General features: G+C 70.6%; 16 protein-coding genes. 4 read left to right on the forward strand and 12 right to left on the reverse strand.

What is annotated here, in order from left to right; translation table 11 throughout:
- Positions 1-31: 31 nt before the first annotated feature.
- Entirely contained in the window at positions 32-235 is a 204-nt protein-coding gene (locus tag ACFUJ1_RS26505; RefSeq protein ID WP_378649787.1) for a type II toxin-antitoxin system VapB family antitoxin, read from the reverse strand.
- A gap of 156 nt (positions 236-391) precedes the next feature.
- Between ACFUJ1_RS26505 and ACFUJ1_RS26510 the strand changes: the two genes are divergently transcribed.
- On the forward strand, positions 392-1288 hold the full coding sequence (locus ACFUJ1_RS26510; RefSeq protein ID WP_378649788.1) for a phenylalanine 4-monooxygenase: 897 nt from the start codon (positions 392-394) through the stop codon (positions 1286-1288).
- Here ACFUJ1_RS26510 and ACFUJ1_RS26515 read toward each other — a convergent pair.
- Both ACFUJ1_RS26515 and ACFUJ1_RS26520 read right to left on the reverse strand, forming a co-directional pair.
- Positions 1277-1873 (reverse strand): TetR family transcriptional regulator, encoded by a 597-nt coding sequence (locus tag ACFUJ1_RS26515; RefSeq protein WP_378649789.1) that lies wholly within the window; start codon positions 1871-1873, stop codon positions 1277-1279. The genes ACFUJ1_RS26510 and ACFUJ1_RS26515 overlap by 12 nt on opposite strands.
- Complete coding sequence (locus tag ACFUJ1_RS26520; RefSeq protein WP_378649790.1) at positions 1863-3371, reverse strand: DHA2 family efflux MFS transporter permease subunit; 1509 nt, start codon at positions 3369-3371, stop codon at positions 1863-1865. The genes ACFUJ1_RS26515 and ACFUJ1_RS26520 overlap by 11 nt, the downstream gene beginning before the upstream one ends.
- Before the next feature lie 86 nt (positions 3372-3457).
- Between ACFUJ1_RS26520 and ACFUJ1_RS26525 the strand changes: the two genes are divergently transcribed.
- Positions 3458-4744, forward strand: a complete 1287-nt coding sequence (locus ACFUJ1_RS26525) for a D-alanyl-D-alanine carboxypeptidase family protein (protein ID WP_378649791.1) — start codon at positions 3458-3460, stop codon at positions 4742-4744.
- 6 nt (positions 4745-4750) lie between these two features.
- Here the strand turns inward: ACFUJ1_RS26525 and yhjD are convergent, their stop codons facing one another.
- The 3 genes from yhjD to ACFUJ1_RS26540 are packed head-to-tail and all read right to left on the reverse strand — an operon-like array spanning position 4751 to position 7766.
- Positions 4751-5770: an inner membrane protein YhjD gene (gene yhjD / locus ACFUJ1_RS26530; RefSeq protein ID WP_378649792.1), complete on the reverse strand. Its 1020-nt coding sequence runs from the start codon at positions 5768-5770 to the stop codon at positions 4751-4753.
- A gap of 33 nt (positions 5771-5803) precedes the next feature.
- Positions 5804-6829 (reverse strand): tryptophan--tRNA ligase, encoded by a 1026-nt coding sequence (gene trpS / locus ACFUJ1_RS26535; RefSeq protein ID WP_378649793.1) that lies wholly within the window; start codon positions 6827-6829, stop codon positions 5804-5806.
- A gap of 22 nt (positions 6830-6851) precedes the next feature.
- Positions 6852-7766 (reverse strand): oxygenase MpaB family protein, encoded by a 915-nt coding sequence (locus tag ACFUJ1_RS26540; RefSeq protein WP_378649794.1) that lies wholly within the window; start codon positions 7764-7766, stop codon positions 6852-6854.
- A 105-nt stretch (positions 7767-7871) separates the two neighbouring features.
- On the opposite strand from ACFUJ1_RS26540, the gene ACFUJ1_RS26545 reads away from it, so the two are divergent.
- Positions 7872-8510: a TetR/AcrR family transcriptional regulator gene (locus ACFUJ1_RS26545; RefSeq protein WP_378649795.1), complete on the forward strand. Its 639-nt coding sequence runs from the start codon at positions 7872-7874 to the stop codon at positions 8508-8510.
- Here ACFUJ1_RS26545 and ACFUJ1_RS26550 read toward each other — a convergent pair.
- From ACFUJ1_RS26550 to ACFUJ1_RS26570, 5 genes are read right to left on the reverse strand one after another with little or no spacing between them, the layout of a single operon-like run.
- Positions 8500-8952 (reverse strand): barstar family protein, encoded by a 453-nt coding sequence (locus ACFUJ1_RS26550; protein ID WP_378649796.1) that lies wholly within the window; start codon positions 8950-8952, stop codon positions 8500-8502. The two genes, ACFUJ1_RS26545 and ACFUJ1_RS26550, sit on opposite strands and share 11 nt — an antisense overlap.
- Positions 8952-9443, reverse strand: a complete 492-nt coding sequence (locus ACFUJ1_RS26555; protein WP_378649797.1) for a ribonuclease domain-containing protein — start codon at positions 9441-9443, stop codon at positions 8952-8954. Before ACFUJ1_RS26555 ends, ACFUJ1_RS26550 begins: the two co-directional genes overlap by 1 nt.
- A 56-nt stretch (positions 9444-9499) precedes the next feature.
- The gene (locus tag ACFUJ1_RS26560; protein WP_378649798.1) at positions 9500-9838 is read right to left on the reverse strand and encodes a DUF6879 family protein; all 339 of its coding nucleotides are present in this window, start codon (positions 9836-9838) and stop codon (positions 9500-9502) included.
- A 6-nt stretch (positions 9839-9844) separates the two neighbouring features.
- Positions 9845-10318 (reverse strand): NUDIX hydrolase, encoded by a 474-nt coding sequence (locus ACFUJ1_RS26565; RefSeq protein ID WP_378649799.1) that lies wholly within the window; start codon positions 10316-10318, stop codon positions 9845-9847.
- A gap of 43 nt (positions 10319-10361) precedes the next feature.
- Complete coding sequence (locus tag ACFUJ1_RS26570; RefSeq protein WP_378649800.1) at positions 10362-11582, reverse strand: helix-turn-helix domain-containing protein; 1221 nt, start codon at positions 11580-11582, stop codon at positions 10362-10364.
- Positions 11583-11895: 313 nt separating this feature from the next.
- On the opposite strand from ACFUJ1_RS26570, the gene ACFUJ1_RS26575 reads away from it, so the two are divergent.
- A complete protein-coding gene (locus tag ACFUJ1_RS26575; RefSeq protein ID WP_233016165.1) occupies positions 11896-12117 on the forward strand; it encodes a hypothetical protein in 222 nt (73 codons plus the stop codon).
- On the opposite strand, the gene ACFUJ1_RS26580 is transcribed toward ACFUJ1_RS26575, so the two are convergent.
- On the reverse strand, positions 12114-12950 hold the full coding sequence (locus ACFUJ1_RS26580; RefSeq protein ID WP_378649801.1) for an exodeoxyribonuclease III: 837 nt from the start codon (positions 12948-12950) through the stop codon (positions 12114-12116). The two genes, ACFUJ1_RS26575 and ACFUJ1_RS26580, sit on opposite strands and share 4 nt — an antisense overlap.
- Positions 12951-13088: the final 138 nt, after the last annotated feature.

The following is a 13088-nucleotide window of genomic DNA, read 5'->3' on the forward strand; positions in this document are numbered from 1 at the left end:
GCCATGGTGCCAGGGGGTACCGACAGACCGGTCAGCCGTCGAGCACGACCGGTTCGCGCGGAGGAGGCGCGGCGAGCGAATCCGCGGCCAGCCGCTCCAGGTGCAGCAGCGTGCGCTCGTGCACCACGATCCGGCGCAGCGCCTCGTTGACCGTTGCGTTGCTGTTCGACGTGCCCAGGATGGCGGCGGCAGCGGCCAGCAGCCGCTGGTCGAGATCGATCCGCACTGTACGCATGCGTCCTCCTTGTTACATTCGCCATCTTGCGTCATGAGCGCCGCCAGCGCGAGGGCTTCGGTCCGAATCACACACCGCGGCGCGCCCAGCTGAGCAGTGTGTACAGCTGCGGCGGGGCGCGTTGCCGCGCCGGGCCCGCGGTGCTTGCATCGGGACATGTTCACCGAAGCGCAGCTCTACTCGCCGGTGACCCGCGGCGGCGACGGCGCGGTCCGGGTCCGGCTGAGCGCGGAGCACCCGGGCGCGCAGGACCAGGAGTACCGGGCCCGCCGCGACGCCATCGCGGCGCTGGCGCTGGCGCACACCCGGGGCGAGCCCGCCCCCCGGGTGGCCTACACCGAGCGCGAGCACACCGTCTGGCGCACCGTCTCGGCCGAGCTCGCGCGCAAGCACCGCACCTACGCCTGCGCGGAGATCCGGCTCGCGGCGCGGGAATTCGGGCTGCCGACCGACCACGTGCCGCAGCTGGACCAGGTCTCCGCCGCGCTGGCGCCGCTGAGCGGGTTCCGCTACGCGCCCGCCGCCGGGCTGGTGCCGCTGCGGGAGTTCTTCGGCGCGTTCGCGGACCGGGTCTTCCACGCCACCCAGTACCTGCGGCACCACAGCGCGCCGCTCTACACCCCGGAGCCGGACGCGGTGCACGAGATCGTCGGGCACGGCACCCAGCTGGCCAGCGCCAGGCTGGCCGCGCTCTACGTCGCGGTCGGCGCGGCGGCGCGGCGGCTGCACACCGACGCCGCGCTGAAGTTCCTGGCCGACGTCTTCTGGTTCTCGCTGGAGTTCGGGGTGCTCCGGGAGCGCGGCGAGGTCCGCTGCTACGGGGCCGGGCTGCTCTCCTCGTACGGCGAGATCGAGGAGTTCCGCGCGGCCCTGCTGCGCCCGCTGGACGTGGCCGCCATGGGCACCGCGGTCTACGACATCACGCATTACCAGCCGGTGCTCTACTGCGCCCGCTCGTTCACCGAGGTCGAAGAGGTTCTCGGCGCCTTCTTCACCGGCATGGACGACGACACCCCCGCCCGCTGCGCCAGGGACGGACGGCTACCCCTCTGACCGGCCCAGCGGCAGCCCGTCCTCCAGCAGCGCGAGCGCCCGGTCCAGCGCGGTCCAGTCCAGCGGCCTGCCGAGCGCGGTGACGAGCAGCGCCCCGGTGAACGCGCCCGCCGTCACCCTGACCTCCTCGTCGTCCGGGTCGCGGCCGAGCCGCTCGGCGAAGAGCCCGCTCAGCATGTCGATCCCGCGCTCGAGCTCCAGCGCGATGGCCGAGCGCAGCTCCGGGGTCCGGTAGAGCAGGTCCTGGCGCTCCCGCTCGAAGGCGAGGTCCTCCGGCGGCACCGAGCCGATGACCGTCGCCATGGCCGCCCGGAACGCCGCGAACAGGCTCAGCCCCTGCGGCTGCGCCCGGTACTCGGCGATCAGCGGGGCATCCAGGTCGTCGGCCAGGATGAGCTGCTCCTTGGCCGGGAAGTAGCGGAAGAAGGTGCTCGGCGAGACGTCGGCGGCGGCCGCGATCTGCTCGACGGTCGTCTCCGCGTAGCCCTGCTCGCGGAACAGCCGGAAGGCCTGCTCGCGAAGGGTGCGGCGGGTGCGTTCCTTCTTGCGTTCGCGCAGTCCGCGCACCGCGATGTCATCGGCCATGCCCCGATTCTGACGGATCGGCGAGCCGCGGCGCGGCGCGCCCGGGCAGCACCCGCAGCGCCACCGGCGCCGCGACCAGGCAGAGCAGCGCGCAGAGCGCGAGCATGACGCCCATCCCGGCGACGAAGGCGGCCTGGACCCGCTCCAGCAGCGCGGCGTCCCCGAGCTGCCGCGCCACCGCTACCCCGGTATTCACGCTCTCGTCGACCGGCGGCCGGTTCGCGGCGCCGAGCTCCGACCGGTAGACCGCGGCGAGCACCGCGCCGAGGAAGGCGACCGCGATCGTCCCCGCGGCCTGGCGCAGCGCCTGGATCAGCGCGGAGCCCGCGCCCGCGCGATCGCCTGCGAGGTCGTCCAGCGCCGCCGCCATGGCCGCGGGCAACGCGGTGCCCATGCCCGCGCCGGTCAGCGCCACCCACAGCGCCACGAAGCCGAACCCGCTCGCCACCGAGGTGCAGGCGCCGAGCCCGAGTCCGAGCCCGAGCAGCCCGAGGCCGAGCCCGACCGTGCGCGCGGTGCCGAACCGGACCCGAAGCGCATCGCCCGCCCGCGACCCTGCCAGCAACCCGGCGATCAGCGGCAGCAGCCGCAGCCCGCTGCCGAGCGCGTCCACCTCCAGCACCGCGCGGTAGTACTGCGGCAGCGTGAAGAACAGCCCGAACAGCCCGAAGGTGATGACCACCGCGAACACCGAGCCCCAGCGGAAACCGCTGCGCCGGAACAACTCCAGATCGGCCAGCGGGTACGCGGCCCGCCGCTGGTGGTACACCAGCGCCACCAGCAGGGCGGCACCGGCGACCGTGCCCAGCCAGCCGAGCGGGTCGGCGAGGCCGTCCTCGCCGAGCCGGATAAGACCGTAGGTGAGCGCGAGCATCCCGGCGACGGAGAGACCGGTTCCCGGCAGATCGATCGGGCGCCGCCCCGGATCCCGCGACTCCGGGACCAGCGCCGCCACCGCGGCCATGCCGATCAGCACCACCGGCACGTTGATCAGGAACACCGAGCCCCACCAGAAGGTGGTCAGCAGCCAGCCGCCGAGGATCGGGCCGAGCGGCAGCCCGATCGCGGTGGCGGTCACCCAGATGGACATGGCCCGCGCGCGCTCGGCCGGATCGGCGAAGAGCACGGTCACGGTGGCCATGGTCATCGGGATCATGGCGGCCGCGGCGATCCCGAGCACCGTGCGGGCGGCGATCAGCTGACCGGGCGAGTCCGCGTAGGCGCAGGCCACCGAGGCGAGCCCGAAGAGGAGCAGCGCGCCGAGCAGCAGCGAGCGCCTGCCGTACCGGTCACCGAGCGCGCCCGCGGGGAGCAGGACGGCGGCCAGCGCGAGCGTGTAGGCGGTGGAGAACCACTGCAGTGCAGCGCTTCCCGCGCCGAGGTCGATGGCGAGCGTCGGCAGCGCGACGGTCAGCACCGTCATGTCCAGGCCGATCACGGTCATGGCCAGCGCCATCGCGCCGAGCGCGGACCAGCGGTGGGCAGCGGAGCGGGGCACAGCGTCTCCAAAAGTGGCAGTTACTATTTTTTGACAGTCTCTACCAGTTTTTTCGAGCTGTCCAGACCTCGATACGCTGCTCCCTGATGAACACTCGCGACCCGTGGCGCGCGGTCGCCGCGGTGCTGGCCACCGCTGCCGTGCTCGCCGGCGCCGTGGCCGCGCCGGCCATCGCCCAGCCCCCCGCACCGCCGACCACCACCCCGTTCAGCACGCCGGACACCGGCGACTGCGCGCAGCGGACCAAGCCGCCCGCCCCGATCGACGCCTCCGAGGTGCCCGCGCCGGGCGAGCGCGCGCCCGAGCCGCTGCCGGTGCCTTCGCCTGCCATCGGCGGTAAACGGATGGCGGAATGCGGTGTCGTACTGCCCGATTCGGCCGGATCCGTGCCCGCCGAGATCTCCGCCACCGCCTGGGTGGTCGCCGACCTCGACACCGGCGAGGTGCTCGCGGCCAAGGACCCGCACGGCCGCTACCGGCCCGCGAGCACCATCAAGGTACTGCTCGCCACGGTCGCGCTGCGCGCGCTGAAGCTCGACACCGTTGTCACCGGCACCGCCGCCGACGCCGACGTGGAGGGAACGCGGGTCGGCATCGGCCCCGGCGGGCGCTACACCAACCGGCAGCTGCTGCAGGCGCTGGTGATGGCCTCCGGCAACGACGCCGCGCACGCGCTCTCCGCTCAGCTCGGCGGCGACCAGGTCGCGGTCGCGAAGATGAACGACCTGGCCCGCTCGCTGCGGGCGCTGGACACCAGGGCCGCGACGCCGTCCGGGCTGGACGGGCCAGGCATGAGCACCTCCGCCTACGACCTGGCGGCGCTCTTCCGCGAGGCCATGACCGAGCCGCGATTCGCCGAGTTCATCCGCACCGAGCAGATCGACTTCCCCGGCTTCCCGCCGGACCCGCGCATCCCCGGCGACCCCGACCACCCCGGCTTCGTGATCGGCAACGACAACCACCTGCTCTACAACTACGAGGGCGCGCTCGGCGGCAAGACCGGGTTCACCGACGACGCCAGGCAGACCTTCGTGGCAGGCGCCGAGCGCGGCGGCCGCAGGCTGGTGGTGACGCTGCTCAAGGCGGATGTCCTGCCGCTGCGGCCTTGGGAGCAGGCGGCTCGCCTGCTCGACTACGGGTTCGCCGTGCAGCGGGGGGCGGGGGTCGGCGCCCTGCCGGACGCGTCCGCCGCGCCGTCGAGCGGGGGTCCGACGCTGGCCGCGCCGCCTGCGGGCGCCCCCGGCGATCGCGACATGCCCCGCACCGGCAGCGATGCCCGCGACCGCGCCCGGATCTTCTTCATCGCCGCGGGCGTCTTCGTAGTGCTGGCCCTGCTCGTCGCAGCCCGCAGCGTCAACCGCCGCAGGCGCTGAGCGACCTCAGCGCCTGCGCAACAGCCAAACCCCGAGCGCGGCAAGCGCTCCCGCGCCGAACCAGGCAGCCCCTGCCGCGGCCGTGGTCCCTGCGGGCCCGACCCGCGGCTCGATGACGGCGGGCGCGGGCGCCGCAATCACCACCTCGCGCTCGTTCTCCCGAGCGGTCGCCGCCCACGCCGTCGCGAAGAGCACGATCCGATAGGTGATGTAGCTGAACACCATCAGGCCGATGATCGACCCGAAGGTCGCCCCGGCCGGACTGCTCAGCACGGTCTGCAGGTAGAGCGAGGCCACCAGCTTGAACACCTCGAACACCACCGCCGCGATCGCCGCCGCCTTGGCCGCGCTCTTCAGCGTCACCGGCTCGCGCGGCAGCCGGGCGATGATCCAGCAGAACACCGCCCAGGAGGCGAGCGAGCCGAGCACGATGCCGATCAGCACCAGCAGGAACCGCGCCCCCGGCAGCTCGGAGAGCTTGAGAAACCGCAGCAACCACTCGCCGAGCCCGCTGGAGGCCAGCCCGGAGAGCCCGAGCGAGACCGCCATGGCCAGCCCGAGCCCGAGCAGCGCGACGAAGTCGGAGAGCTTGGTGGTGAACCAGTTCCCCTCCTCGGTCTTCTGGTCCCACTGCTCGGTCAGCGCCGCGCGCAGGTTCGCCATCCAGCCGAGCCCGGTGTAGACGCCGGTGAGCAGCCCGAGCACACCGACCGTGCTCCGGGACCGGATGGCCTGGTCGATCAGGTCGTTGAGCTGGTCGCCCATCGAGCCGGGGACGTTCTCGATGACCTTCTCCTGCACCTGCCCGAGCAGGTCGGGGTTGCCCGCGAGCACGAACCCGGCGACCGCGAAGGCCACCATGAGCAGCGGGAAGAGCGAGAGCACGGTGAAGTAGGTGATCCCGGCGGCGTAGTAGTCACCGCGCTGCCGCTGGTAGCGGCCGCCGGCCCGGACCAGGTGGTCCAGCCACGGCCTGGCCTGGACGCGCCGCTCGATCCCGGCCTTGGTGTCGTCGATCACCTGCATGGTCTCGCCCCTCGGCTCGGCCCCCGCGCTTACTCACCGAGTGAGCAGCCCCACCCGATCGTAAACCTGTGCGAGCGTGTTGCCGGCGATCTCGCGCGCCCGCGCGGCACCGGCGGCCAGGATGCGGTCGAGTTCGCCCTGATCACTCAGGTACTCGTCGACCCGGGCGCGGAACGGGGTGACGAACTCGACAAGGGCCGCGGCGACGTCGGCTTTCAGGTCGCCGTAACCCTTACCCTCGTAATCCTTCTCGAGGGTGTCGATCGGGGTGCCGGTGACCGAACTCAGGATCACCAGCAGGTTGCTGACGCCCGGCTTTGCCGCCTGGTCGAAGCGGATCTCGCGCTCGGTGTCGGTGACCGCGGAGCGGATCTTCTTGGCCGTCACCTTCGGGTCGTCCAGCAGGTTGATCAGCCCGGCGTCGGTCGAGGCCGACTTGCTCATCTTGGCGGTCGGGTCCTGCAGGTCGTAGATCTTGGCGGTGCCCTTCACGATGTGCGCCTCCGGCACGACGAAGGTCTTCTTGAAGCGGGTGTTGAAGCGCTGCGCGAGATTCCGGGTCAGCTCCAGGTGCTGGCGCTGGTCCTCGCCGACCGGCACCTGGTGCGGGCGGTAGAGCAGGATGTCGGCGGCCATGAGCACCGGGTAGGTGAAGAGCCCGACGGTGGTGTTGTCCGCGCCCTGCTTGAGCGACTTGTCCTTGAACTGGGTCATCCGGCTCGCCTCGCCGAAGCCGGTGATGCAGCTCAGTACCCAGGCGAGCTCGGCGTGCTCGGGCACCTGGCTCTGCACGAAGAGCGTCGACTTCTCCGGGTCGATGCCGATGGCGAGCAGCTGCGCGGCGGCGCCGCGGGTGCGGGCGCGCAGCAGCTTCGGGTCCTGGGGGACGGTGATGGCGTGCAGGTCGGGGATGAAGTACAGGGCGTCGTACTCGTCCTGCATGGTGACCCAGTACTGCAGCGCGCCCAGGTAGTTGCCGAGGTGGAACGAGGAACTGGTCGGCTGGATCCCGGAGAGCACGCGCTGTTTGCGCTCACCGGGCTGCGCGGGACTGGACATGCCCCGATCTTCGCACGCGGCATCAAGCCGAATTCCGGGTGTCCACCCCCGGCATGCTCGGCCTTCCGGTGCGCACCAGCTCCTGCTCGCGCTTCGAGACCAGCCTGTACATCGGCGCGCTCGGCCCGGCCAGCGTGGAGCGCAGCACCGGCGGCAGCAGCGGCGGGCGCAGGTGCGCGGCGCGCGCCGCCCGCACCAGCGCGCGGTACCCGGCCTCCTCGCGCAGCCCCCAGCGCATCCCGTACAGCTCCCTGATGCGCGGCGGCAGGCTGCCCTGGACCAGCAGGAAGAAGCCGGAGGTGACCTGCTGCAGCGGCGGCCGCTGCGGGTACGGCACCTTCTGCCCGGCCAGGTAGGAGCCGACCAGCTTCGCCTCCTCGGTGAGGAACAGCTCGTCCGAGGCGAGGTAGCCGTCGAAGTACGCGCGGAAGCCGCGGTAGCTCGCGGGGGCCGCGCCGCGCGGCATGCCGAAGAGCTCGCCCCAGCGCACATAGTCCTGGTAGAGCCCCTCGCGCTCACCCTCGGTGAGCCGGTGCACCAGCAGGTCGTACATGACCTCGGCGGAGTCGAAGGTGAAGGCCATGGTCAGGAACATCAGGTGCGGGTCGTTCGCGGAGTACGCGGTGCCCGCCGGGTGGTGTGCGCCCGCGTCCTCGGGCAGCGCGCCGCGCACCGGGGCGTGCCTGCGCGCGGTGTAGGCACGGGCCCGGTCGGCCTCGTCCTTCGTGCCGAGGAAGACCGCCTCGAAGAGCCTGCCGGTGAGCGCGAGCCGGGTGTACGGGGTGGCCCGGTGCGCGGTGTTCTCCGCCGTGCCGACGTAGAGCAGCGGGTTCACCGCGCCGACGACGAGGGCGCGCTGCCCGTACGTCAGGCCGACGATGCGCTTGCTCATGACCCGCCTGGCCATGGAGCTGTCCGCGAAGTATCCGGTGCTCATCGGGGGTGCCGCCTTCCGTTCGTGGCATCTGGCAAGATGATCCCCCAGATTATGGTCCGGGGCAAGCGCGCGGAGCCGGAACACGGCCGTGTCAGAATCGAGACTGTGACAGCCCAGCGGACCTACGGCGGCGTCTCCGCCGACGAGCGGCGGGCGCAGCGGCGATCGGCCCTGCTCACGGCGGCGCTGGAGATCATCGGCACGCACGGCCTCGGCAAGCTCACCGTCTCCGGGCTGTGCACCGCGGCCGGATTGAACGAGCGGTACTACTACGAAAGCTTCGACAGCAGGGACGCGGTGCTCACCGCGCTGATCGACGGCATCGCCGAGGAGCTCGCCACCGCCATCCTGACCGCGCTGCGCACCGCCCCCGACGAGCCAGGCGCCAAGGCGCACGCCGCCATCGCCGCAGGCATCCACCTGCTCACCGACGACCCGCGCAAGGCCGAGGTCGCGCTGATCGCCGGCATGGCGACCCCCGAGCTGCGGGCCCGCACCAACGCCACCGTCCGCGCCTTCGCCCGCCTGGTGGCGGCCCAGGGCGGCGACTTCTACGGCGTCACCGACCCCACCTCGGACCCGCTCATCGACTTCCGCGCCACCTATCTGGTCGGCGGCCTAGTGCAGACCCTGACGGTCTGGCTACAGGGCGATCTGACCATGTCGAAGGAGCAGCTGATCGAGCACACCACCGAGGTGTTCGTGCTGCTCGGCGAAGATCTGGCGCGCCGCTTCAGAGCGTGAGCGGCACCGCGCGCACCGGGGCGGGCTCGCCCTGCAGCACCACTCGGAACTGCACGTCTTTTCGCACCCAGTACTCGGCGCCGTCCCGCATGGCTTCAGCGAACCACGCGCGCTCGGTGGGCTGCTCGGCCAGCAGTTCCGCCGAATCCCTGATCACCGCCAGGTACCCCTTCGCCGCACCGAGCGTTTCGTCGAGGTCGCGCAGGCACTCGTCGAAGGCATCCTTGTTCGCGCCGAAGTAGTACGGAAACTGGAAGGCGGCGGCGAACTCGTCGAACACCCCTTTGATCGTGCGCATCCGGCTGCCACGCAGTTCGCGCACCACGAAACCGGCCGGGGCGCGGTGCCTGACCTCGCTGAACTCGGCCGGGTCGACCGCCAGCGAACCGAGCGGGGGGTGTTCCTGCGTCAAGAAGCGGGCCAGCGAGATGGGCCTGGTCATCAGCGCATCCTCGTGAAGGTGGCGTAGTGGTCGCCGGTGTACCAGGCGGTGCCGTCGCTGCCGGTGACTATTCTTTCGGCATCGCGGGTCCGGTTGCGCTGCTTGGGGTTGACGTCCCACTCCTGGTAGGTGACAGGTTTGCCGTCGGTGCCGGTGCGCGGCAGGGTGCCCTCGCGGTTCTGCCAGCGGTCGCCGCCCTTGGTGCCGGGGGCGTTGGCGGAGTCGGGCCAGCGGCCCGAGTCTATTTCTCTGAGGGTGTCGTAGGCGTGGGCCGGGACGTCCGGGGCCTGGGCGGTGACCGGGGCGTTCCGTTCGCCGGTCGCTGTCGTGGATTTCGCCGGTTGCGTCGTTGTCGCTGCCACCGAGGGCGAGGCGCTGCCCTGGTCGTCGCCACCGCGCGCGAACAGTCCGACCAGGACGATCACGACCAACCCGCCGAGCGCGATCAGCACCTTGGTCAGGGGGCTTCTGCCCTTCTGCGCCTCGCTCATCGGTGCTGCTCAGCGCTGCGGCTTTTCGTCATGACACAGGAATCTACGTCACCCGGTCACCGGCTGATGTACTCGCGATAGGGGATGGCCAGCCCCGCCGGTTTCCCGTCTGCACCGACCAGGTTGTAGACGACCCGTTCATTGTCGATGAGCCACCAATCATCGGGTGGCACCTCTCCGGCCAGATGCCGCGGCAGATATCGAATGACCTCACCCGCCGCAGTGTTCGAATCGGTAACCGACAGCAGCCAGCGGTGATAGTCGGTGTGCGGGACGGTGACAACCCGTTCGGTGGGCACGGCATAGGCGTTCCGGACCTCGAGGTGGAACGCCTCCGCCCGGCATTCGCCCAAAAGGGCGGTCCAATCCGGCGGCTCAGGCTGTAGATCACGCACCGAACCTCACCCCAGATAAGGGCTCGGTCGCTGCTCGGCGTGATGCCGCAGTCGAATCCGGACAGTATCGTGCACAGGCAGCGCTTCCAGCTCTTCGAGACCGAGGAACTTCACTTCCGTCGACTCGTCGGATACCGAGATCTCCCCGCCGATCACCTGGCCGTAGTACACCACCGCGAACTCTTGCCTGACCTCGCCATCCGCGTGTGCGATCACGTGCGCGGGGTCGGTATAGATGCCGAGCAGCCCGGTGATCGTTATTTCGAGCCCGGTTTCTTCGCGGGTCTCCCGGACCGCGCACTCTCCGAGTGTCTCGCCCACTTCCATGATCCCGCCGGGAAGCGACCAGTTGCCCGAGTCACCGCGGCGCTGCATCAGCACGCGTCCGCACTCATCGGTGACCAGTGCCGCAGCCCCCGGCTTCAGCGAATTCGGAAGTGGCGCGTCCGGGTCTCGGTAGTGATCACGCCGTGCGCCCACTCGCGAATCCTTCGTCGATGTGACACTGCCGCGCACTGCCCGACTACGCCGCGATACCGACTTCATCGCACAGTCGCCGAATATCGGTGCGCAACCCCGATGGCGGATTCTTCCGCAACCCGTGCAACATCTCCCGCGCGAAACCGTTGTACCGAATCGTCTCGGGCGCGGTTTGTGCCGCCTTGTCCAGCAGCGCGAATGCGACCACGTGTTCAGCACGCTGCGTGTGTGCTCGCGCCACCTCGATGAAGTGGCGGGATCGTCGCGGCACCGACGCGATGCCGCCGGCGTCGAAGCTGTTCGCTGCCCGCACCGCTTCTCCGGATCGTCGCAATTCCACGCCGAGGGTCGTGGCGTGTGCTGCCATGACCGGCATCGAGAACGAGGTCTGGACGTGCCGATAGTCAGCGCCGAGCGCACTGGCCACCCGATCGGCCCTCTCCCAGTACGCCCATGCTTCACCATGCCGACCGCGGCGAGCGTGAACGTAGGCGAGTTCGGCGTCCAGCGCCCCGGCGATGCCGCGCCAATCGTTCAGCGTGTTGTCGCGATCGAGATAGGGAGCGATTCGTTCACCCGCTGTCCGGGCGAGGCCGATCGCTTCCTCCCAACGCCCCGAATCCCGCAGCGCCTGGACCATCGCCCAGGCGCCACAGGCGATGACGTAGGGGTCGTCGGATTCGTACCCCTCGTTCAATGCCCGGTCGGCGACGAGCCAGACCAGCTCAGGGGCGGGTTGATAGGCGACGTAGAAATCCGCCAGTTGATAGACGCCCGCAAGTACCCGGCGTGCGGATCGGCGGTTCGGTCCGCCGGCTCGTACCGCGCCCTGCGCGTCCCGGATAAGACCGGGTAACAGGGCACCCAGTTGTGTTCTGTGATCCGGGCTGGAATGGCGAATCGTCCAAGCCTGATTCAGGCGCACCGCCAGGTGCCCCACCGATTCCGGTCGTGACGCATTGTGCATTCGGTAATCGGTGAGCGCCTGTTGCACGTCGGTCAGTGCCGCATGTCGTTCGCCGGCGAATACGCCGACGGGGACCGCGTAACCGTCTCCGGTCAGCTCAGCCAGGTCTTTGATTTCGAGCGCCCGGGCAATGCGGAGCAGCATCGGTAGCGCCGGGGTCTTGATACGGCCGTTCTCCACGGCCTTGACCCACTCGGCGGACCGGCCGAGAAGTCCGGCCAGCACCGGCCTCGACATGCCCCTCCGTGTCCGGAGCCGTTTGATTCGCATCCCGATCGGGAGTTCGTCGATTGTCATTGTGGGACCACCTTCCCGCCTGGCGTCACCTCGCATCAAGGGTATCGGCTCCGTGGGGGGTAGGAAATGTACCCCGCGCAGGTGCCCGGACTTCCTACCGTCTTTCCCCAGCGCTCGGCACCGGTGTCCGTTCCTGGTGTCGAGCGCGAACCAGGCAGCGAAGGGGGAGCTGATGAGAAGGTCATTGCCGCAACGTGTTCCGTTTCCTCGGATACGGGGGCAACACCGCGCTGTCTCAGCGGAGACGTTGGAAGCCGTCGCAGTCGCGCTCCGCAACTGGGAGGGGCCGACTCCCGGCGGGCGAGAACGTCCCATGCTGCCGATGCCCGCCTCTCCGGCGCCCGACGAGCCGGATGTGCACCTGAGCATCCGGCTCGGCGGAATACCGCTGGACTACATCGCCTGCCTGACGGCGGCGCTGATCTTCGTGCAGGAGCACGCGGAACGCCGGTATGTGGATGCGGTGCGGGTGGACAGCGACTGCGCTCCGCAGTTTCGCCGTCTGCCGAACGAACGGCTGTACCTGATCACCTAGGAGGTGCGGCTTCCCGCCAGGGCCGTGCCGGTCCGGGTGCCGGGGATCCCCGGAAGCTCGCTGAATCCGACCGTGACCGGGGCATGATCGGACCACCGCTCGGCGTAGGTCGCCGCCCGCTCCACGCGCGCGGACTCCGCGAAGTGCGCGACATCAGGGGTCGCGAAGACCGCGTCGATGCGCCAGCCGGTGTCGTTGTCGTAGGCGCGGCCGCGGTAGGACCACCAGGAGTACGGGCCGTCACCCTCGGGGTGCAGGGCGCGGACGACGTCCACCCACCCGTCGGCGAGGAGTCCGTCGATCCAGGCCCGCTCCTCGGGGAGGAACCCGGACGACTTGCGATTGGCTTTCCAAGCCTTCAAATCCTGCTCGGTGTGCGCGATATTCCAGTCGCCCGCCACGACAGCGGCACCGCCGCGAGCCGCCAGGTGTGCGCCGAACTCGGCGAGGAAGCGGAACTTCTCGTCCTGGCGCGGGGTGCCGACGTCGCCGGACGGGACGTAGACGCTGGCGACGGTGAGCCCGTCGAAGTCCGCCTCGACATACCGGCCGGAGCCGTCGAATTCCGCACTGCCGAAGCCGATCCGAACCGCGTCCGGCGCGCGCCGGGAGAGGATCGCGACGCCGGCGCGGCCCTTCGCACCGGGCTCGGCGTTCGCCAGGTGCCACATCCCGAGCGCGGGGGCGAGCGCGGCGCGGGTCTGGGCGTCGGTGGCTCTGGTCTCCTGCAGGCAGACGACGTCGGCCTCGGTCGCGGCCAACCACTCCAGCAGCCCCTTGCCGGTGGCCGCGCGGACGCCGTTGACGTTCACCGTTGTGATGATTCCTGGCACCCGAAAACCGTACAATGCTGGTCACACGTACGTTCCCGGCGCCACACCCGGCACCGGGCGTCCGCGGGAGCCTGCCGCACCGGCGGGCTCCGCAACCCCGGAGCCGACCGGCCCCGGCGAACGACCCCCGGGCGTCGC

This window comes from Nocardia sp. NPDC057227 (assembly GCF_042669725.1).
Lineage (GTDB): Bacteria > Actinomycetota > Actinomycetes > Mycobacteriales > Mycobacteriaceae > Nocardia > Nocardia asteroides_A.

Coding starts and splice junctions, on each gene's coding strand:
- ACFUJ1_RS26505 (WP_378649787.1), bottom strand. CDS start 235: ATGCGTACAGTGCGGATCGATCTCGACCAGCGGCTGCTGGCCGCTGCC.
- ACFUJ1_RS26510 (WP_378649788.1), top strand. CDS start 392: ATGTTCACCGAAGCGCAGCTCTACTCGCCGGTGACCCGCGGCGGCGAC.
- ACFUJ1_RS26515 (WP_378649789.1), bottom strand. CDS start 1,873: ATGGCCGATGACATCGCGGTGCGCGGACTGCGCGAACGCAAGAAGGAA.
- ACFUJ1_RS26525 (WP_378649791.1), top strand. CDS start 3,458: ATGAACACTCGCGACCCGTGGCGCGCGGTCGCCGCGGTGCTGGCCACC.
- yhjD (WP_378649792.1), bottom strand. CDS start 5,770: ATGCAGGTGATCGACGACACCAAGGCCGGGATCGAGCGGCGCGTCCAG.
- trpS (WP_378649793.1), bottom strand. CDS start 6,829: ATGTCCAGTCCCGCGCAGCCCGGTGAGCGCAAACAGCGCGTGCTCTCC.
- ACFUJ1_RS26540 (WP_378649794.1), bottom strand. CDS start 7,766: ATGAGCACCGGATACTTCGCGGACAGCTCCATGGCCAGGCGGGTCATG.
- ACFUJ1_RS26550 (WP_378649796.1), bottom strand. CDS start 8,952: ATGACCAGGCCCATCTCGCTGGCCCGCTTCTTGACGCAGGAACACCCC.
- ACFUJ1_RS26555 (WP_378649797.1), bottom strand. CDS start 9,443: ATGAGCGAGGCGCAGAAGGGCAGAAGCCCCCTGACCAAGGTGCTGATC.
- ACFUJ1_RS26570 (WP_378649800.1), bottom strand. CDS start 11,582: ATGACAATCGACGAACTCCCGATCGGGATGCGAATCAAACGGCTCCGG.
- ACFUJ1_RS26575 (WP_233016165.1), top strand. CDS start 11,896: ATGCTGCCGATGCCCGCCTCTCCGGCGCCCGACGAGCCGGATGTGCAC.